General features: G+C 68.7%; 27 protein-coding genes and 1 pseudogene. 17 read left to right on the plus strand and 11 right to left on the minus strand.

Annotated elements, in window-relative coordinates; genetic code table 11:
* Positions 1-16 precede the first annotated feature (16 nt).
* Positions 17-508, plus strand: a complete 492-nt coding sequence (locus G6N53_RS08950; protein WP_163888157.1) for an SRPBCC family protein — start codon at positions 17-19, stop codon at positions 506-508.
* Here G6N53_RS08950 and G6N53_RS08955 read toward each other — a convergent pair.
* Entirely contained in the window at positions 477-1,700 is a 1,224-nt protein-coding gene (locus G6N53_RS08955) for an RNA polymerase sigma factor (RefSeq protein WP_163888158.1), read from the minus strand. The two genes, G6N53_RS08950 and G6N53_RS08955, sit on opposite strands and share 32 nt — an antisense overlap.
* A 10-nt stretch (positions 1,701-1,710) precedes the next feature.
* Positions 1,711-2,118, minus strand: a complete 408-nt coding sequence (locus G6N53_RS08960) for a YciI family protein (RefSeq protein WP_237166464.1) — start codon at positions 2,116-2,118, stop codon at positions 1,711-1,713.
* A gap of 163 nt (positions 2,119-2,281) precedes the next feature.
* Here G6N53_RS08960 and G6N53_RS08965 point away from each other — a divergent pair, with 163 nt between their 5' ends.
* The 7 genes from G6N53_RS08965 to G6N53_RS08995 all read left to right on the plus strand — a co-directional run bounded on the left by G6N53_RS08965 (position 2,282) and on the right by G6N53_RS08995 (position 9,345).
* Positions 2,282-3,526, plus strand: a complete 1,245-nt coding sequence (locus tag G6N53_RS08965; RefSeq protein WP_163888159.1) for an FAD-dependent oxidoreductase — start codon at positions 2,282-2,284, stop codon at positions 3,524-3,526.
* Complete coding sequence (locus G6N53_RS08970; RefSeq protein WP_163888160.1) at positions 3,523-4,494, plus strand: o-succinylbenzoate synthase; 972 nt, start codon at positions 3,523-3,525, stop codon at positions 4,492-4,494. Before G6N53_RS08965 ends, G6N53_RS08970 begins: the two co-directional genes overlap by 4 nt.
* Positions 4,495-4,547: 53 nt before the next feature.
* Positions 4,548-5,510, plus strand: a complete 963-nt coding sequence (locus tag G6N53_RS08975; protein ID WP_163888161.1) for a GlxA family transcriptional regulator — start codon at positions 4,548-4,550, stop codon at positions 5,508-5,510.
* 19 nt (positions 5,511-5,529) lie between these two features.
* Positions 5,530-6,258 (plus strand): DJ-1/PfpI family protein, encoded by a 729-nt coding sequence (locus G6N53_RS08980; protein ID WP_163888162.1) that lies wholly within the window; start codon positions 5,530-5,532, stop codon positions 6,256-6,258.
* 80 nt (positions 6,259-6,338) lie between these two features.
* Entirely contained in the window at positions 6,339-7,121 is a 783-nt protein-coding gene (locus G6N53_RS08985; RefSeq protein ID WP_163888163.1) for an alpha/beta fold hydrolase, read from the plus strand.
* A 2-nt stretch (positions 7,122-7,123) separates the two neighbouring features.
* On the plus strand, positions 7,124-8,782 hold the full coding sequence (menD, locus tag G6N53_RS08990; protein WP_163888164.1) for a 2-succinyl-5-enolpyruvyl-6-hydroxy-3-cyclohexene-1-carboxylic-acid synthase: 1,659 nt from the start codon (positions 7,124-7,126) through the stop codon (positions 8,780-8,782).
* Positions 8,779-9,345 carry a DUF3592 domain-containing protein gene (locus G6N53_RS08995; RefSeq protein WP_371870810.1) on the plus strand — a complete coding sequence of 189 codons (567 nt, stop codon included), beginning with the start codon at positions 8,779-8,781 and terminating at the stop codon, positions 9,343-9,345. The genes menD and G6N53_RS08995 overlap by 4 nt, the downstream gene beginning before the upstream one ends.
* On the opposite strand, the gene G6N53_RS09000 is transcribed toward G6N53_RS08995, so the two are convergent.
* On the minus strand, positions 9,306-9,995 hold the full coding sequence (locus G6N53_RS09000) for a DsbA family protein (protein ID WP_163888165.1): 690 nt from the start codon (positions 9,993-9,995) through the stop codon (positions 9,306-9,308). The genes G6N53_RS08995 and G6N53_RS09000 overlap by 40 nt on opposite strands.
* 86 nt (positions 9,996-10,081) lie before the next feature.
* Here G6N53_RS09000 and G6N53_RS09005 point away from each other — a divergent pair, with 86 nt between their 5' ends.
* Positions 10,082-11,209 carry a glycosyltransferase family 4 protein gene (locus tag G6N53_RS09005; RefSeq protein ID WP_163888166.1) on the plus strand — a complete coding sequence of 376 codons (1,128 nt, stop codon included), beginning with the start codon at positions 10,082-10,084 and terminating at the stop codon, positions 11,207-11,209.
* 20 nt (positions 11,210-11,229) lie between these two features.
* On the opposite strand, the gene G6N53_RS09010 is transcribed toward G6N53_RS09005, so the two are convergent.
* The 4 genes from G6N53_RS09010 to G6N53_RS09025 all read right to left on the minus strand — a co-directional run bounded on the left by G6N53_RS09010 (position 11,230) and on the right by G6N53_RS09025 (position 16,616).
* Positions 11,230-13,020, minus strand: coding sequence for a thiamine pyrophosphate-requiring protein (locus tag G6N53_RS09010; RefSeq protein WP_163888167.1), 1,791 nt, complete (start codon positions 13,018-13,020; stop codon positions 11,230-11,232).
* Between the two features lie 135 nt (positions 13,021-13,155).
* Positions 13,156-13,665, minus strand: a complete 510-nt coding sequence (locus G6N53_RS09015; protein WP_163888168.1) for a MarR family transcriptional regulator — start codon at positions 13,663-13,665, stop codon at positions 13,156-13,158.
* Between the two features lie 43 nt (positions 13,666-13,708).
* Entirely contained in the window at positions 13,709-15,694 is a 1,986-nt protein-coding gene (locus G6N53_RS09020; protein WP_163888169.1) for an aconitate hydratase, read from the minus strand.
* Positions 15,695-15,776: 82 nt separating this feature from the next.
* On the minus strand, positions 15,777-16,616 hold the full coding sequence (locus G6N53_RS09025) for an SDR family oxidoreductase (RefSeq protein WP_163888170.1): 840 nt from the start codon (positions 16,614-16,616) through the stop codon (positions 15,777-15,779).
* Positions 16,617-16,686: 70 nt separating this feature from the next.
* Here G6N53_RS09025 and G6N53_RS09030 point away from each other — a divergent pair, with 70 nt between their 5' ends.
* Both G6N53_RS09030 and G6N53_RS09035 read left to right on the plus strand, forming a co-directional pair.
* Positions 16,687-17,376 carry a demethylmenaquinone methyltransferase gene (locus G6N53_RS09030; protein WP_163888171.1) on the plus strand — a complete coding sequence of 230 codons (690 nt, stop codon included), beginning with the start codon at positions 16,687-16,689 and terminating at the stop codon, positions 17,374-17,376.
* Between the two features lie 119 nt (positions 17,377-17,495).
* Entirely contained in the window at positions 17,496-18,554 is a 1,059-nt protein-coding gene (locus tag G6N53_RS09035; protein ID WP_163888172.1) for an alpha/beta hydrolase fold domain-containing protein, read from the plus strand.
* Between the two features lie 79 nt (positions 18,555-18,633).
* On the opposite strand, the gene G6N53_RS09040 is transcribed toward G6N53_RS09035, so the two are convergent.
* Positions 18,634-19,053, minus strand: a complete 420-nt coding sequence (locus G6N53_RS09040; RefSeq protein WP_163888173.1) for a GAF domain-containing protein — start codon at positions 19,051-19,053, stop codon at positions 18,634-18,636.
* 88 nt (positions 19,054-19,141) lie between these two features.
* Entirely contained in the window at positions 19,142-20,392 is a 1,251-nt protein-coding gene (gene menJ, locus G6N53_RS09045; RefSeq protein WP_163888174.1) for a menaquinone reductase MenJ, read from the minus strand.
* A 21-nt stretch (positions 20,393-20,413) separates the two neighbouring features.
* Between menJ and grcC1 the strand changes: the two genes are divergently transcribed.
* The 4 genes from grcC1 (at position 20,414) to G6N53_RS09065 (ending at position 23,563) form a co-directional block, all read left to right on the plus strand.
* A complete protein-coding gene (grcC1, locus tag G6N53_RS09050) occupies positions 20,414-21,421 on the plus strand; it encodes a nonaprenyl/(2E,6E)-farnesyl/geranylgeranyl diphosphat synthase (protein ID WP_205390337.1) in 1,008 nt (335 codons plus the stop codon).
* Positions 21,422-21,510: 89 nt separating this feature from the next.
* Positions 21,511-22,383: a zinc metalloprotease HtpX gene (gene htpX / locus G6N53_RS09055; RefSeq protein ID WP_163888175.1), complete on the plus strand. Its 873-nt coding sequence runs from the start codon at positions 21,511-21,513 to the stop codon at positions 22,381-22,383.
* A 139-nt stretch (positions 22,384-22,522) separates the two neighbouring features.
* Positions 22,523-22,981, plus strand: coding sequence for a hypothetical protein (locus G6N53_RS09060; protein WP_205390536.1), 459 nt, complete (start codon positions 22,523-22,525; stop codon positions 22,979-22,981).
* Between the two features lie 36 nt (positions 22,982-23,017).
* Positions 23,018-23,563: a hypothetical protein gene (locus G6N53_RS09065; protein ID WP_163888177.1), complete on the plus strand. Its 546-nt coding sequence runs from the start codon at positions 23,018-23,020 to the stop codon at positions 23,561-23,563.
* Here the strand turns inward: G6N53_RS09065 and G6N53_RS09070 are convergent.
* Positions 23,560-24,585 carry an NAD(P)H-dependent glycerol-3-phosphate dehydrogenase gene (locus tag G6N53_RS09070; protein ID WP_163888178.1) on the minus strand — a complete coding sequence of 342 codons (1,026 nt, stop codon included), beginning with the start codon at positions 24,583-24,585 and terminating at the stop codon, positions 23,560-23,562. The genes G6N53_RS09065 and G6N53_RS09070 overlap by 4 nt on opposite strands.
* A gap of 115 nt (positions 24,586-24,700) precedes the next feature.
* On the opposite strand from G6N53_RS09070, the gene G6N53_RS09075 reads away from it, so the two are divergent.
* Both G6N53_RS09075 and G6N53_RS30140 read left to right on the plus strand, forming a co-directional pair.
* On the plus strand, positions 24,701-24,958 hold the full coding sequence (locus G6N53_RS09075) for a ribbon-helix-helix domain-containing protein (protein WP_163888179.1): 258 nt from the start codon (positions 24,701-24,703) through the stop codon (positions 24,956-24,958).
* A gap of 14 nt (positions 24,959-24,972) precedes the next feature.
* Positions 24,973-25,089, plus strand: a pseudogene (locus tag G6N53_RS30140) (hypothetical protein); the annotation flags it as partial.
* On the opposite strand, the gene G6N53_RS09080 reads toward G6N53_RS30140, so the two are convergent.
* Positions 25,076-25,567 carry a YajQ family cyclic di-GMP-binding protein gene (locus G6N53_RS09080; protein ID WP_159230268.1) on the minus strand — a complete coding sequence of 164 codons (492 nt, stop codon included), beginning with the start codon at positions 25,565-25,567 and terminating at the stop codon, positions 25,076-25,078. The pseudogene G6N53_RS30140 and the gene G6N53_RS09080 overlap by 14 nt on opposite strands.
* Positions 25,568-25,592: the final 25 nt, after the last annotated feature.

A 25,592-nucleotide genomic window follows, 5' to 3' on the forward strand; every position in this document is an offset into this window, starting at 1 on the left:
GTTGTAGCGTGGCGAGATGAACCGGCCGACGGTCAGTGTCCGCACCGAGGTCTCTGCCCCGGTACAGCGCGTCTGGCGGTTCGCCTCCGACATCACGCTGATGCCGGGGTTCAGCGACGAGTTGCAGACGGTCGAGTGGGTCGACGGCGATGCGCCTCGCCTCGGCGCGCGGTTCCTCGGCACCAATACTCACCCCATGGTGGGCACCTGGACGACGCAGTCGTGCGTCGTCGACTTCGACCCGCCGCGAGTATTCGGGTGGGCTGTCGGGAACCTCGACGCCCCGGCCGCCACTTGGCGTTTCGATCTGACGCAGACGGAGCCGGCCGCCACGATGCTGCGATACACGGCGGTCATCGGACCCGGCCCCTCGGGAGTGACGATGATGATCGAGCGCGAACCACACCGCCGCGAACAGATCGTCAGCAACCGGTTGCGCAGCTTCGAACAGGCGATGACCGCGACAGTTGCCGGGATCAAACAACTCGCCGAGTCCACTGCGCGATGAGACGCCGCCGATGGTCGGCCTCGGGGTCACTGATACCGCCCGACAACGAGGCCGTCATCTCGTCGATCGCTTCGACGAAGCGTCCGTCGCGGGCCAGCAATTCGGCGCGAACCGTACGCAAGCGGTGGTCGGGCTCGAGACCGGCCAGTGCGGCCAGACCCGCGGGTGTCCCCCTGGCTTCTGCGACGGCGACGGCCCGGGCCAGCCTGGCGGAGGAACTCGGCGCCACGTCGATGAGCAGGTCGTAGAGCCGCACGATCTCGTCCCAGTCGGTGTCCGGGTAGGACGCCGCGGCGGCGTGTGTTGCGGCGATCGCCGCCTGCAACTGATAGGGGTCGGCGACACCGCCGGAGCGCCGCAACGAGTCGGCCAGCAGTGAGCACCCTTCGTCGATCGCCACCGCATCCCACGCGGCACGATCCTGCTCGGCCAGCACGACGGGATTGCCGTCGGCATCGGTGCGGGCGCCGCGCCGGGCCTCGGTCAGCAGGATCAGAGAAAGAACCGACATCGGAGCCCCCTCATCGGGCATCAGCGCGCAGACCAGCCGTGCCAGCCGGACCGCTTCCCGGCAGCCGTCCACATCGATGAGCTCGCTGCCCCCGGACGCGGTGTGCGCGCTGGTGTACAGCGTGTAGATCACGGCGCACACCGCCGAGAGGCGTTGCGGCAGCTCGTCGCTGGACGGCACCTGGTAGGGGATCGCAGCGCGTGCGATCTTGGCACGGGTGCGGGTCAACCGCTTGGCCACCGCGGATTCAGTGCTCAGCAAGACCGCGGCGATCTGGGCCGTCGACAGCCCGCACAGCACCCGCAGCGCCAACGTCACCTGGGCCTCCAGAGCCAGCGCGGGGTGGGCGCAGGTGAACAACAGCCGCAACATGTCGTCGTCGACCACATGTCCGGGTGGCTCGTCCTCGAAGTGCGGTTCCATGGCCGCACGCTCCTTCGCGGTCCGAGCACCCTCTCGCCGGATGACGTCGACGGCCGCCCGCCGGGCTGTGACGGTCAGCCAGGCGCGCGGCGAGTCGGGTACTCCGGTGACCGGCCACTGCCGCAACGCGCGGGCGGCGGCCTCCTGCACTGCGTCCTCCGCGAGGTGCAGGTCGCCGACGGTGCGAACCAGCGTGGCCAGGATCCACGCGCCCTCGGCACGGATCGTTTCGGCCAGCCGGGTATCGGCAGCGCTCACCCCTCGAAGCTCAACCCTCGAACTCGATGACGGGGCGCACCTCGACGGCGCCGCCCCACGCTGCGGGGATCTCCGCGGCGGTCCGCAAGGCCTCGTCCAGGTCGGCGGCCTCGATCAAGAAGAAGCCGGTGAGTGCTTCCTTGGTTTCGGCGTAGGGGCCGTCGCTGAGGACGACGTCGCCGCCGCGGGCCCCGGTGACCCGGACAGTGGTGGCCGTGGCGGTCGGATACAGCGCGGCGCCGCCACGGATCTTGTCGGCGTGTGCCGCGCCGAACTTGCCGTATTCGGCCATCTCGGCCGCCTGCTCGGGTGCGGTCCAGTCGACGTCTGCGGTGTAGGTGATTGCGGCGTACTGCGGCATGGTGTGCTCCTTGTTGTTGAGTGTGACGTCGTTGATGCGACCCCGAAGTGGAATCACATCAAGAAGACGAATGGAACGCACCGAAAAGGACATCAGCGCGGGGCGATACCCCCACCGCTCGCAGGGCAGTCCCGTCGGCCGGCGTTGGTAGCGTGGGGGAACAGGCGTCCGGCCCGAACCGGGCGCGACCGGTGGAGACGACCAGAAGCCGTGGGCTGCAATGAGTGTTGACGATGTCGACGTACTGGTGATCGGCGCGGGGCTGGCCGGGTTGCGCTGTGCCGGGGTGCTTGCCGCCGCGGGGCGTGAGGTGCGGGTGTGGGAAGCCTCCGACGTCGTCGGCGGCCGGGTCCGCACCGACGTCATCGACGGCTTCCGCTGCGATCGCGGCTTCCAGGTGCTCAACCCCGCCTACCCTGAACTGGGCCGGGCCGTCGACGTCGACACGCTGCGGTTACAAGCCTTCGGGCCGGGGGTGGCGGTGCGCCGCGAACACGGCTCGACGGTGTGGGTCCACCCGCTGCGGGCCCCGGCCAGGGTGCCGGCGATGCTGAGCCGAGGTGGGCTGGGGCTGCGCAACCTGGTGGCCGCGGCGCGGTGGGCGGCGCCCGCCCTGCGGCCGCGCGCGCTGACGTTGACCGTTGACGACTGCTCGCTGCGCAGCGCCCTGGATGCGGCGGGCGTTCGCGGTGAACTGCGGCGGGTGATCGACCGATTCTTGGCGGGGGTGCTCCTCGAGGGCTCGGGTGAGACCTCCAACGCGTTTGTGCTGTTGCTGCTGCGGATGTTCGTGCTCGGGGTTCCGGCGCTGCCTGCCGAGGGTATGCAGGCGCTGCCGCGACTGCTCGCTGCTCCGATCGACGACCGAATCTCTGTGCAGCACAACGTCGTCGACATGGGTCGCGAGGGCAGCCGGTGGCGGGTGACCGGCGGTGCGGGCACCGTGCGGGCGAACCAGGTGGTGATCGCCACCGATCCGGGGACCGCTGCCGACCTGGCCGGGCTGCCCGCGCCTGCAATGCACGGCGTGGTGACCGACTGGTGGGCCACCGACGACGCGCCCGCCGATCCGCCGATGCTGTGGGTCGACGGTCGCGAGACGGCCGGGCCGGTGGTCAACACCGCAGTCATCAGTGCGGCCGCCCCGAGCTACGCGCCGCCGGGTCGGCACCTGGTCGCGGCGTCGGCGCTGCTGGGGACGGACGGATCCGCACCCGACGAGTCGGTGATCCGCCGCCACGCCGCCGGCATCCTCGGCACCGATGGCGCGCGCTGGAGCTTGCTGGTCCGCCACGTCGTCCCGAACGCGTTGCCTGCCCAGCAGCCGCCGCTGGCGGTGCGCCGTCCGGTACGCCTCGGCGACGGCCGATGGGTGTGCGGGGACCACCGCGACACCGCTTCCATCCAGGGCGCGCTGGTCAGCGGTAGGCGCACCGCCGAGGCGCTGCTGAAGAGTCCGGGGTGACCGCCGACGTGGCGGTGGAGTTGTCCGACCTGCTCGAGCGGCTGCACGTTGTCGCGCTGCCGATGCGGGTGCGGTTTCGCGGCATCACCACTCGGGAGGTGGCGTTGATCGACGGCCCTGCCGGGTGGGGTGAGTTCGGCGCCTTCGTCGAGTACGAGCCGCCAGAGGCCGCGCACTGGCTCGCCGCGGGCCTCGAGGCGGCCTACGGCGCCCGGCCCGACGTGCGTCGGGACCGCATCCCGATCAACGCCACGGTGCCCGCCGTCGCCGCCGCCGAGGTCGCCGGAGTGCTGGAACGTTTTCCCGGTGCGCGGACGGCGAAGGTGAAGGTCGCCGAACCCGGGCAGTCGCTGGCCGACGACGTGGCGCGGGTCAACGCAGTGCGTGCTCTGGTGCCGACGGTGCGGGTCGACGCCAACGGCGGCTGGGATGTGGACGACGCGGTCGCCGCGGCACACGCGCTCACCGTCGACGGCCCGCTGGAGTATCTCGAACAGCCCTGCCGGACCGTCCCCGAACTCGCCGAGGTCCGGCGCCGCATCGAGGTGCCCGTCGCCGCCGACGAGAGCATCCGCAAGGCGGACGATCCGCTGCACGTGGTCCGCTGCGGCGCCGCCGACATCGCGGTGCTCAAGGTGGCGCCGCTGGGCGGAGTGCGCGCCATGCTGGCCATTGCCGGCCAGATCGACATCCCGATCGTCGTCTCCAGCGCCCTGGACTCCGCGGTGGGCATCGGCGCCGGGCTCGTCGCCGCCGGCTGCCTGCCCGACCTGCCCTATGCGTGCGGCCTGGGCACCGGGGGGTTGTTCGTCGAGGACGTCGCCGAGCCGGTGGCGCCCGTCGACGGTCACCTGCCCGTCACGACGGTGACGCCCGACCCGGCGCGCCTGGAAGCACTCGCGGCGCCACCCGAGCGCAGGCAGTGGTGGATCGAGCGGATCCGGGCGTGCCGCCCGCTGTTGTCCTGATCTGTGGGATGCATGGCCTGGACGCCATCGGCTGACTGGCCAACACTGGGACCATGCCGCGCACGGTGCTCATCCTCGGGTTCGAAGGTGTGCAGGCGCTCGACATGGTGGGCCCGTTCGAGGTGTTCACCGGCGCGTCGCTGTACGTGAGCGCCCAGGGGGCCGAGGGATACACCGTGCGCATCGTGTCCTCCGGAGGAGCACCGGTCAGCACGGGCACCGGGCTGACGCTGGTCGCCGAGCCGCTGCCGGACCCCCGCGAGGCCGTGGACACAGTGGTGCTTCCGGGTGGCTGGGGCACCGAGACCGCCCGCCACGACGGCGAACTGCTCGACTGGATATCGACGGTGGCCGGGCACGCCCGGCGCGTGGTCAGCGTCTGCACCGGGGCGGTGCTGGCCGCTGCGGCCGGGCTGCTCGACGGCTGCGTGGCCACCACACACTGGGCGTTCGCCCCGCAGATGGCAGCCGAATTCCCGTTGGTCACCGTGGATCCCGATCCGATCTTCGTCCGCAGCTCCGAGAAGGTGTGGACCGCGGCGGGGGTCACCGCGGGGATCGACCTGGCGCTGTCGCTGGTCGAGGACGACCACGGCACCGACGCCGCACAGACCGTCGCCCGCTATCTGGTGATGTACCTGCGTCGCCCGGGTGGGCAGACCCAGTTCGCCGCGCCGGTGTGGATGCCACGCGCCCGCCGCACGCCGATCCGCGACGTGCAGGAATCGATCGAAGCCGAACCCGCAGGAGTGCACAGCATTTCCGAGATGGCCCGCCGTGCGGCGATGAGTCCCCGGCACTTCACCCGGGTGTTCACCGAGGAGGTCGGTGAGGCGCCCGGGGCCTACGTGGAACGGATCCGCACCGAAGCCGCCCGCCGCCAGCTCGAGGAAAGTGAGGACACCGTGACGGTCATCGCCGCGCGGTGCGGTTTCGGTTCTGCGGAGACGTTGCGCCGCAACTTCGTCCGTCGTCTCGGTATCTCGCCGGATCAGTACCGCAAGACATTCGCCTGACACGACAAGGAGATCGACCATGCAGATCGCGATCATGCTGTACCCGGGGTTCACCGCACTGGACTTCATCGGCCCCTACGAGAGTCTGCGTTACCTGCCCAGCGCCGAGGTCCGGTTCGTGTGGCACCAGCCGGGGCCGGTCGCCGCGGACTCGGCGGTGCTGCTCGTCGGCGCCACCCATTCGTTCGATGAAACCCCCTCGCCGGACGTGCTGCTGATCCCGGGCGGATTCAGCACCGTCGAGCACGCCCGCGACCCGAAGGTGCTCGACTGGGTGCGCACCGCCCATCAAACCTCGACGTGGACGGCGTCGGTGTGCTCGGGCTCGCTGATCCTGGCGGCCGCGGGCCTGCTCGAGGGCAAGCGGGCCACCTCGCACTGGGCGGCGTTGCCGGTGCTGCGCACGTTCGGCGCGCAACCGGTCAACGACGAACGCATCGTGTCCGCCGACGACAAGACCGTCACCTGTGCCGGGGTGTCGGCCGGGATCGACCTCGGACTGTGGCTGGCGGGCCGCATCGCAGGCGAGGGCAAGGCCAAGGCCATCCAGCTGTCCATGGAGTACGACCCGCAACCACCGTTCGACTCCGGCCACATGTCGAAGGCCTCGGCGAGCACCAAGGCGCTGGCCACCGCGATGATGTCCAAGGAGCTGGCCAAGCCCGCGGCGCTGGCGGCGAGCACCGGCCTGCTGTGGGACGCTGCTCTTCAGCGAATTCGGCGTGCCAAGCGACCCGCGCCCCATTGAGGCTGCGTCCACGGTGGAGTTTTCCGGCGATTCACCACCCGTGATGCAGTCTCAACGACAATCGAAGTACCGTCGTCGGGGTGAATTTGGCTTATGACGAACGCGGCTCGGGGGAGCCGGTGCTGTTCATCGCAGGTCGTGGCGGTGCGGGTCGCACCTGGCACCTGCATCAGGTGCCGGTCTTCACCCGAGCCGGCTACCGCTGTGTGACATTCGACAACCGCGGGGTCGGCGCCACCGAGAACGCCGAAGGGTTCACCACCGAGACGATGGTCGGCGATGTCGCCGATCTGATCGAGAAGCTAGACCTCGGTCCGGCCCGGATCGTCGCGGTGTCCATGGGCTCCTACATCGCCCAGGAGCTGATGGTGGCCCGCCCCGAACTGGTGAGATCGGCGGTGCTGATGGCCACCCGTGGCCGCCACGACCGCTCGCGTGATTTCTTCTGGAAGGGTGAGCTGGCGCTGGCCGAGTCCGGCATTCAGTTACCCGTCGAATTCGAGGCGAAAGTCCGTCTGCTGGAGAGCTTTTCACCGAAGACGCTGAACGACGACAGCGCGGTGCGTGACTGGATCGACATGTTCACGATGTGGCCGCAGAAGCCGACTCCCGGTATGCGGACCCACCTGAGGATCGCCCCGCAGGACAGCCGGCTGGCCGCTTACCAGAACGTGACCACCCCGGCGCTGGTCATCGGTTTCGCCGATGACGTGGTGTTGCCGCCCCATTTGGGCCGCGAGGTCGCCAACGCGCTGCCCAACGGGCGTTTCCTCGAGATACCCGGCACCGGGCACCTCGGGTTCATCGAGAAGCCCGAGGTCGTCAACACCGCGGTCCTGAATTTCTTCGCCGATAGTCTGTAGGGATGAACCCCTCGACGGCGCAGTCCCGGGTTGTCGTCGACGAACTGATCCGCGGCGGTGTCCGCGACGTCGTGCTGTGTCCGGGGTCGCGCAACGCTCCGCTGGCGTTTGCGCTGCACGACGCCGACCGAGCCGGCCGGCTGCGGTTGCACGTGCGCATCGACGAACGCACCGCGGGCTTCCTGGCGATCGGGCTGGCCGCCGCGGAGCGGGCCCCGGTCTGTGTCGCCATGACGTCGGGCACCGCGGTGGCGAACCTGGGCCCGGCGGTGGTGGAGGCCAACTACGCCCGGGTTCCGCTGATCGTGCTGTCGGCCAACCGGCCCTACGAACTGCTGGGCACCGGCGCCAACCAGACGTTCGAGCAGTTGGGATACTTCGGAACCCAGATGCGTGCCAACATCAGCCTGGGTCTGGCACCCGACCTGCGCGGGGCGTCGAGTGAGCTCGACACCTTCAACGCCCAGTGGCGGTCGGCGACGTGCCGGGTTCTGGTGGCGGCCATGGGATCTCGTTCGGCCAACGCCGGGCCGGTGCAGTTCGACATCCCGCTGCGCGAGCCGCTGGTGCCCGCCGCCGACGACGCCGACGAGCCGGGCCGGCAGTACGCTCCCGAGGGCCGTCCCGGCGGCAGGCCGTGGACCTACACGCCGCCGGTGACGTTCGACCAGCCGCTGGACATCGACCTGACCCCCGACACGGTGGTCATCGCCGGACACGGCGCCGGCGTGCATCCGAACCTGGACCATCTGCCGACGGTCGCCGAGCCGACGGCGCCGCCCGCGGGCAACCCGCTGCATCCGTTAGCGTTGCCGCTGCTGCGCCCCAAACAGGTCATCATGCTGGGCCGTCCGACACTGCACCGCCCGGTCTCGGCGCTGCTCGCCGACTCCTCGGTGCCGGTCTTCGCGCTGACCACCGGCCCGCGGTGGCCCGATGTGTCGGGCAACTCGCAGGCGACCGGCACCCGCGCGGTCACCACCGGCACGCCGTCGCCGGACTGGCTCCGTCGCTGCAAGGAGGGCAACCACCATGCCGTCACTGCGGTACGCGAGCAACTGTCCGCCCATCCGTTGACCACAGGCCTGCACGTCGCCGCGGCGGTGGCGGATGCGGTGCGGCCGGGTGACCAGCTGGTGCTGGGCGCGTCGAACCCGGTCCGCGACATCGCCCTGGTGGGGTTCGACGCCACCGGGGTGAAGGTGCGTTCCAACCGCGGCGTGGCCGGCATCGACGGAACGGTGTCCACTGCGATCGGCGCGGCGCTGGCGTTCGAACGTGCCGGCGGGAGCCGCACCATCGCGCTTCTCGGCGACCTGACGTTCGTGCACGACAGCTCGGGTCTGTTGATCGGGCCGACGGAGCCGACACCGCAGGGCCTGACCATCGTGGTCTCCAACGACAACGGTGGCGGCATCTTCGAACTGCTCGAGCAGGGTGATTCGCGATTCGCCGACGTGTCGTCGCGCATCTTCGGCACTCCTCACGACGTCGACGTCGGCGCGCTGTGTCGGGCCTACCACGTGGAGAGCCGCCAGATCGAGGTCGGCGAACTCGCCGACGCCCTCGACGAGCCGGGTGACGGGATGCGGGTGTTGGAGGTGAAGGCCGACAGGTCGTCGTTGCGGGCGTTGCATGCGTCTATCAAGGCTTCACTGTGAGCGAAGCTCTGAGCGAAGCGCTGGCCCGGTTGAAAGCGTTGTGGCGGCTGATCATTCCGCATCTCTACGGTGAGCCAGGGGAGACACGCGGCGGCCGGATCGTGCGACGTATCCGGATCGGCATCGTCGTGGCGGCGTGCCTGGTGACGTTGCAGTCGGTGCTGCTGGTGCTCGGCGCGTGGCGCAACGACCGGCAGATCGAGCGTCACCTCGGGGTGGCTGAAGCCAGTGTGCTCGACGCCGGGCCGCGACGTTCGACCATCGAGTTCGTCACCCCCGACCGGGTGACCTACCGTCCCGAGCTCGGCGTGTTGTACCCGTCGGAGCTGGAACCCGGGATGCGCATCTACGTCGAGTACGACACCAACAATCCGGATCTGGTGCGGGTGCGCGACCGCGACGCCTCGCTGGCGGTGATCCCCGCAGGCTCGATCGCGGTCGTCGGTTGGCTGGTGGCGGGTGCGGCGCTCGGTATGACCGCGATGCTGGAACGGCGCCTGGACCGGCGCGAGGTGACCTCCGGTCAGGACGCGACGAGTTCGTCGAGCCAGTCGTTGTCGTAGATGTCGAGCTTTTCGCCGCCGTTGAGGTCGTAAACCGTTGGGGTGCCGGTCTGCAGCGGGTCGATCTCGAACAGGTAGCCGAAGTTGTTGTCCTCCATCTCGGCGATGTCAACCGCCTCCTCGTCACCCGCGACGGCATCCGCCACGGCGTCGGACAATCCGGAGGCGGCCGCCATGTCGCGGAGTTCGTCGGCAGTGAACGCCGGCCCGCCGGAATCCTGGTTGGCCCATAGCTCTTCGACGAAGCGCTGGAACTGCGAGCCGTCGGCGGCGGCTCCGGACACCGGCGGTTGGGCGGCCAGGAACATCGCGTTGGCGACCGTCGAGGAGTATCCGTCGTAGTCGTCGTCCATGAACGTCAGCGGACGGTAGGTGACCTGGAGCCGGCCGACGTTGATGAGGTAGGCCAGCTGGTCGCCGAAGTCGCGTTGCAGGTCGGCGCAGTGCCGGCACTGCGGTTCGGTGAAGATCTCGATCTGTGCCGTCGCGTCGTCGAAGCCGGCGACGATCCCGTACCCGTCGGCGGCCAGCGCCAATGGCGCCCTGGCGGGGTCGCGTAGGGCGGTTCCGGTGATCTGGTTGGTGCAGCCGACGACCGCTAGCAGCAGCCCGAGGATTCCGATGACCAGGGTGGTTCTGGAAATCCGCATGTCGAGAGACTAGTTGCGCCTGGCAATTCGTGTGGCATATCCCTTCTGGCAACCTCGGCGACAGATGGTGATGTCACTGTCGCGTTGTGCGGGTCGCGATCGTCGCAGAATCATTCCTCCCGAATGTCAACGGCGTCACCAACTCGGTGCTCCGGGTGATCGAGCATCTTCGCCGTACCGGTCATGAGGTGTTGGTCATCGCCCCGGACACCCCACGGGGGCAGGCCCCCGCCGACAGGGTGTACGAGGGGATCCGCGTGCACCGCGTGCCGTCGCGGATGTTTCCCAAGGTGACCTCACTGCCGTTGGGTGTGCCGCGGCCGCGGTTGGTCGGCGTGCTGCGTGGGTTCGATCCCGACGTGGTCCACCTGGCGTCGCCCGCGCTGCTCGGCTACGGCGGTCTGCACGCCGCGCGCTACCTGGGAGTGCCGACTGTCGCGGTGTTCCAGACGGACATCGCGGGTTTTGCAAGCAGCTACGGCATCGGGATCGCCTCCCGTGCGGCGTGGGCGTGGACCCGGCATCTGCACAAGCGGGCCGACCGCACTCTCGCACCGTCCACGTCGGCGATGGAAGACCTTGCTGCGCATCGCATCCCACGCGTGCACAAGTGGGCGCGCGGGGTGGATGTCACCGGATTCGCGCCGTCGGCGCGTGACGAGCAGCTACGCCGGTCCTGGTCACCGGACGGTAAGCCGATCGTCGGCTTCGTCGGGCGTCTGGCACCCGAGAAGCACGTGGAACGACTGGCGGCGCTCGCCGACCGTGATGACCTGCAACTCGTCGTCGTCGGCGACGGCGTCGATCGCGCCAAACTCCGATCCGTGCTTCCCCGAGCGGTTTTCACCGGTTCGCTGTACGGCGAGGCGCTGGCCGCCGCGTACGCGAGCATGGATGTCTTCGTGCACCCCGGTGAGCACGAGACGTTCTGCCAAGCGGTTCAGGAGGCGATGGCCTCGGGGCTGCCGGTCATCGCGCCCGACGCCGGCGGACCACGCGACCTCGTCGCGCCCTACCGCACCGGCCTGCTGCTGCCTGTCGACGAGTTCGAAGGCCGGTTGGCGGACTCGGTCGACCACCTGGTGGCCGAACGCCGTCGGTACTCATTGGCGGCTCGGCGCAGTGTGCTCGGCCGGACCTGGCCGGTGATCTGCGACGAACTGCTCGGCCACTACGACGAGGTGCTCGGAGTCGGCGCCGCGAAAGCTGCGTGAGCCCCCGAGGCCCCGCAGCCTCAGCCGCGGTGCGGGACGAACTCCTGCGCCTTGGTCTTGGCGCCCTGGACCATCAGATGCCAGGCCGCCGGGTCACCCTTGAGGATCGACGAGGTCAGCTCCTTGGCCTGCTCGTAGGTGGCGTGCGGCGGTATCGGCGGCACCTCGGGGTCACATCGGATGTCCAGCACCATGGGGCCGTCGGCGGCCAGCGCCCGATCCCACGCGGCGCCGATGTCGTCCTCGTTGTCCACGGCGATGGCCTGCAGCCCCATCACGCGGGCCACCTCGGCATAGGAAACCTCGGGAATGGTTTGTGATTCCTCGAACTTCGGTGCGCCACCCATGGCGCGCAGCTCCCAGGTGACCTGGTTGAGGTCGTTGTTGTGGAAAACACAGATGATCAGCCGCGGATCGGTCCACTGTTCCTGGTAGCGCCTGATCGTCAGCAGTTCGGCCAAACCGTTCATCTGCATCGCGCCGTCGCCGACCATGGCGATCACCGGCCGGTCGGGGTGGGCGAACTTGGCGCCGATCGCATACGGCACCGCGGGGCCCATGGTGGCCAACGTCCCTGACAGCGACCCGCGCACCTCGTTGCGGAAACGTACGCAGCGCGCATACCAGTTGGTCGAGGATCCGGAGTCGGCGGTGACGATCGCGTTGGCAGGCAGCCGTTCGGACAGTTCCCAGGCGACGCGCATCGGGTTCACCGGCTTGGCGGACAACATGCTCTGCCGCTCGATGGTTTCCCACCAGCGGGCGACGTTCTTCTCGATCGTCTCCTGCCAGGTCCGATCTTCGTTGCGTTCGAGCAACGGGATCAACCCGTCCAGCGTCGACGCCGCGTCGGCGACGATGTTGAGTTCGGTCGGGTAGCGCATGCCGATCGCGGTGCCGTCGATGTCGATCTGAACGGCACGTGCCTGCCCGTATTCCGGCAGGAACTGGCTGTACGGGAAGTTCGACCCGACGATGAGCAGGGTGTCGCAGTCGCGCATCAGTTCATAACTGGGGCGGGTGCCCAGAAGTCCGATCGAACCGGTGACATACGGCAGGTCGTCGGAGAGCACATCCTTGCCCAGCAGGGCCTTGGCCACGCCGGCGCCGGTGAGTTCGGCGACCTGTTGCACCTGGGTGGCAGCCGAGCGTGCCCCTTGCCCGATCAGGATGGCCAGTTTGCTTCCGGCGTTGATGATGTCGGCGGCCCGGCGCACCTGGTCGTCATGGGGCACCACAATCGGGTGCTCGTAGCCCGGGGTGCTCGACGGCACATGCTTGAACTTGTGTCCCGGTGCCTCGTAGGGCTCTTCCTGCAGATCGGCCGGGATGATGATCGCCGTCGGGGCGCGACGGGTGAGCGCGGTGCGGATGGCACGGTCCAGCGCGTTCGGCAGCTGGTTGGCCACGTTGACCTCGGCCAGGTATTCGCTCGCCACGTCCTTGAACAGGGACTGGAGGTCGACCTCCTGCTGGTAGCTCCCGCCCATGGCGCTGCGCGCGGTCTGGCCGACGATCGCCACCACTGGGACACGGTCGAGTTTGGCGTCGTACAGACCGTTGAGCAGATGTACCGCTCCCGGCCCCGAGGTGGCCATGCAGACGCCGACGCGACCGGAGAACTTTGCGTAGCCGACCGCTTCGAAGGCGGCCATCTCCTCATGTCGAGCCTGGATGAACTGCGGCTTGTTGTCGGATCTTCCGAAAGCGGCCACCAGGCCGTTGATCCCGTCGCCCGGGTAGGCGAACACCTGCTCGACGTTCCATTCGCGCAAGCGCTTCAACACGAAGTCCGCGACGTCCTCTGCCATGTTCCTCCTCCGCGGTGGCGGACACCAGTCGGTGTGCCGCTGCGCTCTGGCCGGGTACCCGAGCGCGCCGGCCGGAAACGGCGATCACAAAATTCGAGGGGTCGATCAGTTGCGCACGCGCAACATCTCGTCGTTTCAGGACGTCGCGGGCCAGAGCAGTGTCAGGATGCTGGCTTCGTCGTCGGTTTCGCCGGCTGCATCGGCGAACGCGGCGAGCGCACTGGCGAGTGCGTCGCGTTCGGTGGCCGGCATCCGGCGCAGGATCCGCTGGATGGCCGTTCGGCGTCGCCGGGTGACGTTCTCCACGAGCCGGCGTCCCGGCAGGGTCAGGGTGAGGACGATGTTGCGGCGGTCCACTTCGGAGGGCCGACGGTCGAGCAATCCCTCTCTGATGAGTCGATCGCAGGTGCGGCTGGCGTTGGACGGGTTGACGTCCAAACCGGCGGCGACCGAGGCGAGATTCATCGGACCGCGGGTGTAGATCATGACGAGCACCCGGAACTGTGGAACCGTGACGACGTCGTCGACTCCGGCCAGGGACGCCGCGGCGATGCCGACCAGCGCTCGGGACGCCACCAGGACGGCGTCGACCTGCTCCGGCGCCGGGGCATCGGCGGGGGTGCGCCCTGGGCGCTGCTGAGCCATGACGTGGATTCTCCCCGAGTTCCTTTGGGCGCGGCAAACCGCCTCACCCCAGCCGCGCCGCCGCCTGAGCGGTTTCCTCGCTGCTCTCTTTCAGCTGAGGTATCAGGCCGCCGGCGAGCACGTACCGCGCTTGGCGAGGGGAGAGCCGGTGGCGCACCTGAAATGACGACTTCTTGGTGAGGTTCTCCACGGTGATCGGGTCGGCGCCGTCGAGTGCCTTGTGCAGACCGCGCAGTGCCAGCAAGTCGTCCTGGTCGACCCCCTCGTAGTCGCCGGCGTCGATGAACTCCAGCGCCAGCACACCGAAATTGGCCAGGTTCTGCCAGTGGATACGGGCATAGGATATTGCGATCACCGCCCGAAGGCCCAGATGCCGCAACGCGATTGCCGCGTGCTCGCGCGACGAACCCTGACCGTAGTTCTCGCCGCCCACCACGATGTGCCCGGTATCGCCGGCGTCCTGTGCCCGCTGCGGGTAGGTCTCGTCGATCTGGGTGAAGCTGAACAGCGCGAGCTTCGGGATGTTGGACCGGAACGGCAGCGCCCGCGCGCCGGCGGGCGAGATCTCGTCGGTGGAGACGTTGTCCCCCGCCTTCAGCAGTACGGGTGCCTCGAATTCATCGAGCATCGGCTCCGGGTCGGGTAGCCGGGAGATGTTGGGGCCCTTCACCGGTTCGACTCGCTGGGCGTCATCGGGGTTCAGCGGCGCCACCAACATCGCGGTGTTGATGCTGTGCCGCGACGGCAGGTCGAGCGTCGGGTAGGACACGCCATGCTCGTGTGCCCAGTCCCGGGGATCGGTGATCACTCCGGTGAGCGCGGAGGCGGCGGCGGTCTCCGGCGAGCACAGCCAGACCCGGTCTTCCTTGGTGCCCGATCGGCCGGGGAAGTTGCGCGGCATGGTGCGCAACGAATTGTGCCCGGTGGCCGGCGCCTGTCCCATCCCGATGCACCCCATGCAGCCGGCCTGGTGGATGCGTGCGCCGCTGACTATCAGCGAGGTCGTCGCCCCCATCTTGGTGAGATCGGTGAGGATTTCGCGCGACGTCGGGTTGATGTCGAAGCTGACGTCGGCGGAGGTCTGTCGGCCGTCCACCATCGCGGCTGCGATCGCGAAGTCCCGCAGGCCGGGATTGGCGCTGGAACCGATCACCACCTGAGCGATCTGCTCGCCGGCCACCTCACGGACCGGCACCACGTTGCCCGGAGACGACGGTTTGGCGATCAGCGGCTCCAGCGAGCACAGGTCGATGGTGTCCTCGACGTCATAGCCCGCCCCGTCGTCGGCGAACAGCTCGACCCAATCGTCGTCGCGTTCCTCGGCGCGCAGGAAGTCGCGCACCGCCTCGTCGCTGGGGAACACCGTGGTGGTGGCGCCGAGTTCGGCGCCCATATTGGCGATGACGTGCCTGTCCATCGCCGTCAGCGAGGCGAGTCCGGGTCCGTGGTACTCGATGATCCGGTTGACGCCGCCCTTCACATCGTGGCGGCGCAGCATTTCGAGGATGACATCCTTGGCCGAACACCACTGTGGCAGCTCGCCCTCCAGCCGCACGCCCCACACCTCGGGCATGCGTAGGTGCAACGGCATGCCTGCGATGGCAACCGCGACCTCCAGTCCGCCCACACCGATGGCGAGCATGCCGAGCGAGCCCGCGGCCGGGGTGTGGGAATCCGAGCCGACCATCGTCTGACCCGGGACGCCGAACCGTTGCATGTGTGTGGGATGCGAGACTCCGTTGCCGGGTTTGGAGAACCACAGGCCGAACCGTTCGGCGGCGGTGCGCAGATACTCGTGATCTTCGGCGTTCTTCTCGTCGGTCTGCAACAGATTGTGGTCGACGTACTGCACGCTGACCCGGGTGCGCGCGGTGTCCAGCTCGAGCGCCTCGAGCTCCTGCATCACCAGCGTGCCCGTGGCGTCCTGGGTCAACGTCTGGTCGATGCGCAGCGCGATCTCCTCGCCGGGCGTCGTCTGTCCGGATACCAGATGTGATTCGATCAGCTTCTGGGTGACATTCGCCGGCATCACATCTCCTGCCGCAGTCGGAATCCGATGGTTGTCGGTTAGCCCGATCGCGGAGACGTCAAACGGTGACGTCCGGCGCGAGTTACGTCGGCTCAGCCCCGCCTTGCGCTTCGACCGCCACCGGCTGCCACTGCTCCCAGGTCGCGAGTCGGTTCTCGTAGTCGGCCTTGGCCAGTTGCAGTGGCACCTCGCCGAAGAACACCCGCAGCGGCGGTTGCGGTGCGTCGACGACCTTGAGGATCGCGCGGGCCGAGGCCTGCGGATCGCCGGGCGTGGAGTTGCGGGAAGCGCGTTCCTCGGCGGCGGCGGCATGTACGTCGGCGTAGTCGGGCAGCGGCTCGGCGCTTTTGGCCGACGGGCCGGCCCAGTCGGTGGAAAAGCCCCCCGGCTCGACCAGCGTGACGTGCACGCCGAAGGGCGCCACCTCCTGGGCGAGGGCCTGGGAGAAACCTTCCAGCGCCCACTTCGACGCGTGGTACATGCCGACATTGGGGAACGCGGTGATGCCGCCGATCGAAGACACCTGGATGATGTGGCCGCTGCGTTGCGCGCGCAGGTAGGGAAGCGCGGCCTGGGTGATCCACAGCGCACCGAATACGTTGGTCTCGATCTGAGCGCGCGCCTCGGCTTCGGAGATTTCCTCGATGAACCCGAACTGCCCGTAGCCGGCGTTGTTGACGACGATGTCGAGCCGGCCGAAATGTGTGTGGGCCTGTTCGACGGCGGCGAAGTCGGCCGCGCGGTCGGTGACGTCCAGCGTGATCGGCAGCAGCGCGTCGCCGAACTCGGCGACCAGGTCGTCGAGGGTGGACACGTCACGTGCGGTGGCGGCGACCTTGTCGCCACGCTTCAGCGCCGCGATCGCCCATTCGCGGCCGAAGCCGCGGGAAGTGCCGGTGATGAACCAGATCTTTTCGGTCATGGCTGGGTCAATGCGCGCACCGCCACCTCGCATTCCCATCACAAGCAGGTTCACAGGTAGCGTCGGTCGGGTGAATCGCGCGTCGCTGGAGAAGAATCCCCATGAGGTGGCGTCGATGTTCGACGGCGTCGCACGCCGCTACGACCTGACCAACACCGTGCTCTCGCTGGGCCAGGACCGGTTCTGGCGCCGCGCCACCCGCGAGGCACTGAGAATCGGGCCCGGCGACAAGGTGCTCGACCTGGCGGCCGGCACCGCCGTGTCGACCGAGGAGCTTGCGGCCTCGGGCGCGTGGTGCGTGGCCGCGGACTTCTCCGTCGGCATGCTCGCCGCGGGCGCGGGCCGCCGGGTGCCGAAGGTGGCGGGTGATGCCACCCGGCTGCCGTTCGACGACGGGGTCTTCGACGCGGTGACGATCAGCTTCGGCCTGCGCAATGTCGTCGACCACGCCGCGGGGTTGCGGGAGATGGCCCGGGTGACTCGCCCCGGGGGGCGGCTGGTGGTGTGTGAGTTCTCGACGCCGACGAACGCGCTGTTCTCCACGGTGTACAAGGAGTATCTGATGCAGGCGCTGCCGCGGATCGCCCGTGCGGTGTCGTCGAACCCCGACGCCTATGTGTATCTGGCGGAGTCGATCCGGGCGTGGCCGGAGCAGCCCGAGCTGGCGCGGCGCATCGGTGAGGCCGGCTGGACCGACGTGCGGTGGCGCAACCTGACCGGGGGCATCGTCGCCCTGCACGCCGCCACCAAGCCGCAGTAGCTTCGTCCCGCGAACGCGCGCGTCTGCACGCCGACGCGCCGCCACAGACGTACATCTGCGCGCGTTCGCCGCCCGCGAAAGCGCCCGTCAGCGCACCCAACAGCGCTAGCGTCACGACCATGCCGCACGGACGCCTCGCCGACCCCGACACCACGCTGGGCACCGACCCGCGCTCGGACCCCCGGATGGTCGCGGCATTCGCCCGATTCGGTTTGGACGGACCGATGCCGTCGAGCGGGCTGACTGTCGACTCCCCGCTGGAAGAGCGGCACGCGTTCGCGGCGATGAGCGAAGAAGCCATCGGCATGATCTTCGAAACGCTGGCCCACGACGTCACCGAGCCCGACGGGGTGTCGTCGACCGCCACGACCATCACCGGTGTCGACGGCAACGACATCACGCTGTACATCAGCGGGCCTGATCACGCCGATGGCCCGCTACCGGCCATCCTGCACCTGCATGGCGGCGGGATGGCGATCGGCAGCGCGACGGACCTGTGTTACGTCCGGTTGCGTGAACATCTCGCCGCGACCGGTCTCGTCGTCGTCGGGGTCGAATTCCGCAACTCCAGCGCCAAATTGGGCTCATATCCGTTCCCGGCCGGGCTCGACGACTGCGCGTCAGCCGCCCGTTGGGTCAGCGCCAACCGCCGCAATCTCGGCATCAGTCACATCGTCGCATCCGGCGAATCCGGCGGCGGAAACCTGACACTGACGTTGGCGCACAAGGCGAAACGGGAAGGTTGGATCGACCAGATCGCAGGCTTCTATGCGCAATGTCCGTTCATCTCGAATCGGTGGCAGCAGGACTGCGACGACCTGCCGTCCCTCGAGGAGAACGACGGGTACTTCATCAGCCGCGAGCAGGCCGCGCTGCTCGGATCGCTGTACGACCCCGACGGAACCCACGCTCGGGATGCGACGTGCTGGGCTGCGATGGCCACCGACGTTGAACTCAAAGGCCTTCCGCCGCATATGATCTCGGTGAACGAACTGGACCCGTTGCGCGACGAGGGCCTGCAGTACTACCGCAGGTTGCTGCGCGCGGGGGTGCCTACCGTAGGTCGCGTGGTGGCGGGTACCTGCCACGGCGGGGACCTGCTGTTCGGCAGCGCGATGCCGGAGGTGTTCGGGGCCAGCGTCCGCGATCTCAGCGGCTTCGCGCACTCGCTGGCCTAGGTCCGGCGAGCGAGCGTGTCTGCACCCCGACGCGCCGCAGCAGACGTACCAACGCGCACCCTCGCGGCGCTCGACAGTGTCAGCAATGTTCCCACAGCCGCGCGGACTGACCGCCGACGTCCGGATCGTGGATCTGCTGGAAATTGCGCCCGCCCCGGCCGAAGGTGGCGATCACCGCAGGGGGCGCCGCAGACTCGGTGATCGGGGTCGCCAGCCACCGGCACGGTCGAACGTGAACGAGGTCGACGCTCTCGCCGTCGGCGTCGTAGAAGTACGGCCCGTCGAGCAGTCCTAGCCAGTACAGCCCGTCGCCGTCACGGCTCCACACGAACGACCCGTCGGCGACCGAGGCGAAGCGTTCGATACGGCGGGCCAATCGCTCCGGGTCACGATCACCGCCGAAACCGCACAGCCCCAACGTATGTGCACGCTCTATCGCACCCTGTGGATCCAGGTCGTCACGGCGCGACCGCAAGGGTGCGCGGTACACAGACGTCACGCTCGCCCCACGATGAACGCGCGCAAATGCACACCGATGGCGGCGCGCCGGTGTACAAACACGCGCCCTCGCGGAGCGAAGGCACCTGTCACGTGAAGGGGCGGCGGGCGTCGATCCGGCCCGAGAGCCGGCCCGCCCCGCGCCACACCCGGGCCACCGCGTCCACGTCCTCGTCGGTGACGAAGTTGCCCATCACCCGCACCGCGATCTTCATCAACGCCGACGACCGCATCGCCAGTGGCCCGGCTGCCGGCAGGAACCGCGGGAACGTCAACAGCAGCGCCAGCCGGCGCGCCACCGAAAATCCCCGCGCGTAGTGCTCGTGCAGGACCGCCGGCCACGCGCGCGAGTAGTCGTCGAGGTCCAACAACTCCACGGCCAGTCGGCCGGTTTCCAGTCCGTAGTCGATGCCCTCGCCGTTGAGCGGGTTCACACATGCGGCGGCGTCGCCGATCAGCATCCAGTTGGGTCCGGCCACCCCGGAGACGGCACCACCCATCGGCAGTAGCGCCGACAGCCCGGCCCGCGGTTCCCCCTGGAAGCCCCACTCCTCGCGGCGCAGTTCGGTGTAGTAGCTCATCAGCGGGCGCAACGCCGCGTCGGCGGGCCGTTTGGAGGTGGCCAGCGCTCCGACACCGATGTTCACCTCACCGTTGCCCAGCGGGAAGATCCAGCCGTACCCCGGCAGCACCTCACCGGCAGGGGAGCGCAGCTCCAGGTGGGAGGTGATCCACGGTTCGTTGCTGCGCGGGGTGGCGATGTACCCGCGGATCGCCACCCCGTAGACGGTCTCCTTGTGCCATTCGCGGCCGAGGATGCGACCCAGGGTGGAGCGGGCGCCGTCCGCGACGATCAGGTCGGCGCACCGGACGACCTCCCCGGAGTCGAGCACCACGCCCGTCACCCGACCGGACAGATCACGATGCACGTCAACGGCTTTGGCGCCGAGCTTCATCTTCGCGCCGTCGTCGACGGCGACCAGCCGGATGCGCTCGTCGAGCTCGGTGCGCGGCACCGCGCTGCTCGAGGGCGGGAACGACGGGCCCGGCCAGGTCACCTCGACGTCCGCGCCGAACCCCGACATCCGCAACCCGCGGTGGGCGATCTTGTCCTCGAGCCAGGAACCGAGCCCGAGGCGTCGCATCTCGGCGATCGCACGCGGGGTCAGCCCGTCGCCGCAGGCCTTGTCGCGGGGGAACTGGGCGGAGTCGATCACCAGCACGTCGCGTCCCGAGCGCGCCGCCCACGCCGCCGCCGCGGATCCGGCAGGCCCGGCCCCGACCACGACGACGTCAGCACTGCTCGACCCCTCGGTCGCACCTGTCGCCGGGTAGTCCATGACTCCCAGTATGTTGGCAGTGTGAGGACACCGGCGAACGTGGTGGCAGGAGTGGACTTCGGGGATGCCCAGTTCGCCCAGGATGTCCGGGACGGCGTGGCCCGGGTCGAGGCCCTGATGTCCGAGGAGCTGGGCCGTGCCGACGCACTGATGTCCGAGGCCGTGCAGCATCTCTTCCAGGCCGGTGGGAAACGGTTCCGCCCGCTGTTCACGGTCTTGTCCGCCCAGCTGGGACCCGAGCCCGACGCCTGGCAGGTCACCGTCGCCGGATCGGTGATCGAGCTGGTGCACCTGGCGACGCTCTACCACGACGACGTGATGGACGAGGCGCAGATGCGTCGCGGAGCGCCCAGCGCCAACGCCCGATGGGGCAACAACATCGCGATCCTGGCCGGCGACTACCTGTTCGCGACGGCGTCGCGGTTGGTCTCACGGCTCGGTCCGGAGGCGGTGCGGATCATCGCCGACACCTTCGCGCTGCTGGTGACCGGCCAGATGCGGGAAACGCGCGGCACCGCCGACCACGTCGACTCGGTGGATCACTACCTCAAGGTCGTCTACGAGAAGACAGCCTGTCTGATCTCGGCCTCCGGCCGGTTCGGGGCGACGTTCTCCGGCGCCGACGCCGACCAGGTCGAGCGGCTGGCCCGGCTCGGCGGCATCGTGGGCACGGCCTTTCAGATCTCCGACGACATCATCGACATCGACAGTGACCCCGACGAGTCGGGGAAGGTGCCGGGCACCGACCTCCGCGAGGGTGTGCACACCCTGCCGGTGCTGTACGCGTTGCGCGAGACCGGACCGGACGCCGAGCGGCTGCGTGAACTGCTGTCCGGTCCGGTCAACGACGACGACGACCTGGCCGAGGCACTTAGGTTGTTGCGCGCCTCACAGGGCATCGCGAAGGCCAAGGAGACCGTGGCCGGGTATGCCAAGCAGGCCGAGGTGGAGCTGGCCCAGCTGCCCGACGGGCCGGGACGTCAGGCGTTGGCCACGTTGGTGAACTACACCATCACCCGGGACGGCTGAGGCCCGAAGGAACCAGCTGGTGCCTCCTGAGCGTTGAGTACAGCGATGACTCTCGTAGGTTCGGCGCAGCTTTCAAGGAGGAAGCCACGATGACTTGGCATCCGCATGCCAACAGGGCGAAGACGTTCCTGTTGCTGGTGGTGTTCTCGGGTCTGATCGTCGGTGTCGGCGCCATGTTCGGGCGCAACATCATGTTTCTGGCGGTGCTGTTCGCCGTCGGCATGAACGCCTACGTGTATTTCAACAGCGACAAGATGGCGTTGAAGGCGATGCACGCCCAGCCCGTCACCGAGATGCAGGCGCCGGTGATGTACAAGATCGTGCGCGAACTCGCCACCACCGCCCGCCAGCCGATGCCGCGGCTCTACGTCAGCGACACCGCCGCGCCGAACGCGTTCGCCACCGGCCGCAACCCGCGTAATGCCGCGGTCTGTTGCACGACGGGCATCCTCGGAATCCTCAACGAACGTGAGCTGCGGGCCGTGCTCGGCCACGAGCTGTCCCATGTCTACAACCGCGACATCCTGATCTCGTGTGTGGCCGGCGCGATGGCCTCGGTGATCACCGCCCTGGCCAACCTGGCGTTCTTCGCGACGATGTTCGGCGGCAACCGGGACGGTGGAACCAATCCTTTTGCGATCCTTCTGGTTTCGCTGCTCGGTCCGATCGCCGCGACGGTCATCCGGCTGGCGGTGTCGCGGTCGCGGGAGTACCAGGCCGATCAGTCCGGCGCCGAGCTCACCGGCGATCCGCTGGCGCTGGCGAGCGCGCTGCGCAAGATCAGCGCCGGGGTGCAGCAGGCGCCGCTGCCGCCGGAGCCGCAGCTGGCCGACCAGGCCCACCTGATGATCGCCAACCCGTTCCGCGCGGGCGAGAAGATCGGCAAGCTGTTCGCGACGCACCCGCCGATGGAGGACCGGATCGCCCGGCTGGAAGCCATGGCAGGCCACCGCCCCTACTGACCCCCGCCGGAACGGTATTCCAGCAGGCCCGCACGCGCATTTTGGCTGCTGGAATACAGTTCCGGCGAAAGCCCGCGGCGCTGTCCCGGTGCGCGGGGTGCGCGCCCGGAAGCCGCCCCTTAGGGTGAGCGGCGTGCTGATGAGAATCCTCACCGGGGCAGCGGCAGCTGTCGCAGCCCTGGCCCTGCCCAGCGTCGCCGCGGCCGACCCGCCTGCGCTGCCGAACGTCAACGCCATGGCGCCGGTGAACCCGATGGACTTCGCCGCCAACGAGGGCGCCTGGTACTCCTTCGGCGTCCCCGGCGGGGTGACGTGTGTGATGGACCGCCAGACCGGCAGCTATGGCTGCAGCGGTCCACTGCCGGCGGCACCGGGTGGCGCCAACCTGGTCACCGGCTGGGTCGGCGGTAGCCCCGGCTTCAGCAACTCCGATCGCCCGATGTACGGCGCCGTCGACAACCCCCGGCCGCTTCCGCCGGGCACCCGGATGAGCTTTCGCACCCTGAGCTGCGGCACCGACGGCGTCGTGACGTCCTGCCTCAACACCGTCGACCAGTCGGGCTTCGTTCTCAGCCCGGCCGGCAGCTTCACCTTCTGAAACACTGCTGACCTCTTCGACGACACATAGGCTGTGATGGTGCGCAGCAGAATTCTCGTCGGCAGGCTCGTGGCTCCCGCATGCGTCGCCGCGGCCGCTGTCCTCAGTGTGTCGGGGCTCGCCGCGGCTCAGCCGCCGCCGCCACCTCCCACGCCGCCGGCCCCGAACATCAACGCGATGGCGCCGGTGAACCCGAAGGATTTCGCGGTCTACGACGGCTCGGCCTACGTGTTCGGCTCGGCCGGGCTGACCTGCATGCTGCAGCGCTCCGGCGGCTACGGCTGCAACGGCCCGATCCCCGCGGGGCCGGAAGGCGCGAATCTGGTCGGCGGCAGCTCGGGCGGAGTGCCGACCTTCGGTTCGTCGGCCACCCCGATGTACGGCGGAACGGTCAACCCGCTCCCGCCGAACACCCGCCTGAGCTTTGGCACCGTCAGCTGCGGTGGCGACGGGACGATGACGTCCTGCGTCGACAGCAAGAATCAGTCCGGCTTCGTGATCAGCCCCGCCGGGTCATTCATCGTCAACCCGGTGAACCCGTTGGTGGCCCGGCCCGAGGGCACCAACCCCTACATGAACTAGAAGCCCGATCCGTGCACCTCGTGGCCGGGCTTCTCCACCATCAGGCCCCGGTAGGCCTGCTCGACGGTCGAGCCGTGATTGATCACGCCGTCCACCTCGCGGGCGATCGGCATCGAGATGCCGCATTTGTCGGCGAACTCCATGATCACGCTGGAGGCCTTGACGCCCTCGGCCACCTGGTTCATCGACGCGATGATCTCCTCGAGCGGCTTACCCGCGCCGAGTTGCTCGCCGACGTGCCGGTTGCGGCTGCGCTGGCTGGTGCACGTCACGATCAGGTCGCCCATGCCGGCCAGCCCGGCGAAGGTGTCGCGGTGCCCGCCGAGCGCTTCGCCCATCTTGGACATCTCCCGCACCGCGCGGGCCATCACCATGGCGCGGGTGTTCTCCCCGATGCCCAGCGAGTAGCCCATGCCCACCGCGATCGCGTACACGTTCTTCAGCGCGCCGGCCATCTCGACGCCGACGACGTCGTCGGTGGTGTAGGTGCGGAACCTCTTGGTGCGGAACAACTCGGCGAGGTGAGCGGCCAAGCCCTGATCGGGCATCGCGAGCACGGCGGCGGCCGCGTAGCCGTCTGCCACCTCCCGGGCGATGTTGGGGCCGGCGAGGATCCCGGCGGGGTGGCCGGGCAGTATCTCGTTGACGATCTGGCTCATCCGGTAGTTGGTGCCCTGTTCGAGGCCTTTGACCAGCGAGACGACCGGCACCCAGGGCCGCAGTTCGCGGGCCAGCTCAGTCAGTACGTTGCGGAAGCCATGTGACGGCACCCCCATGACGATGACGTCGGCGCACTCGGCGGCCTCCGAGAAGTCGGTGGTGGCCCGTAGCGTCTCCGACAACTCCACCTCGTCACCGAGGTACTTGGAGTTGCGGTGGTTGTTGTTGATGTCGTCGGCGGTCTCCTGCGAGCGCACCCACTGCAGCGTCGGCCCGCGCCTGGCGCAGATCGACGCGACGGTCGTCCCCCAGGATCCGCCACCGAGGACGACGACGTTGGGATCGCGCTGCGCAGGTGCCATAGCGACACATTAGGACCGCCGCCTCGACTGCCGGGCGCGTTTGGGGAGCATCGGCGAGCATGGGGCTGACCTGGGAGAGCATCTTTGTGCCTAGAGCTGGCGCCAACGTGTCAGGGTGCGTACCACCATCCGTATCGACGACGCGCTCTACCGCGAAGTCAAGCAGCGTGCGGCGCGCACGGGCCGGACGGTCGCCGCGGTACTCGGAGACGCAGTCCGCCGCGGCCTCACTCCGACAGACACCGGCGCCCGCGACAGATTCGCAGTGCACCCCACGGGCGACGGTGGACTGATGCCCGGGGTGGATCTGTCGTCGAACTCGTCGCTGCCCGAAATCATGGATGACAAGGCATCGCTCGATGCGATGCGTTGACACCAATGCCGCATGCCTATCTCGCCGCCTACACGCTCGAGAATGCGACGTTCCTCAGCGCCGATCGCGGCTTCGCCAGGTTCGGCCGGCTGCGGTGGCGGCATCCGACGGACGGCCTCAGCGGTAGTTGACGAACTGCACCGCGACGTCGAGGTCGGCGCCGCGCAGCAGCGACTGCACCGCCTGCAGGTCGTCGCGCTTCTTCGAGCTGACGCGGATCTCCTCGCCCTGGATCTGCGCCTTGACCCCCTTGGGGCCCTCGTCGCGGATCAGCTTGGTGATCTTCTTGGCTTCCTCGCTGCTGATGCCCTGCTTGAGGGTGCCGCTGACCTTGTAGGTCTTGCCGCTGGCCTGCGGGTCCCCGGCGTCGAAGGCCTTCATGGAGATGTCGCGGCGTACCAGCTTCTCCTTGAACACGTCGACGGCGGCCTTCACCCGCTCCTCGGTGGAGGAGACGATCTCGATGGCCTCCTCGCCCTTCCACTCGATGCTGGTGTCGGTGCCGCGAAAGTCGAAGCGCGTGGACAGCTCTTTGGCCGCCTGGTTGAGCGCGTTGTCGACCTCCTGGCGGTCGACCTTGCTGACGACGTCGAACGATGAATCCGCCATTGGACTCGTCCCTCCCTCGATGGTG

The sequence above is a fragment of the Mycolicibacterium hippocampi genome (assembly GCF_010723735.1).
GTDB classification, from domain to species: Bacteria; Actinomycetota; Actinomycetes; order Mycobacteriales; family Mycobacteriaceae; genus Mycobacterium; species Mycobacterium hippocampi.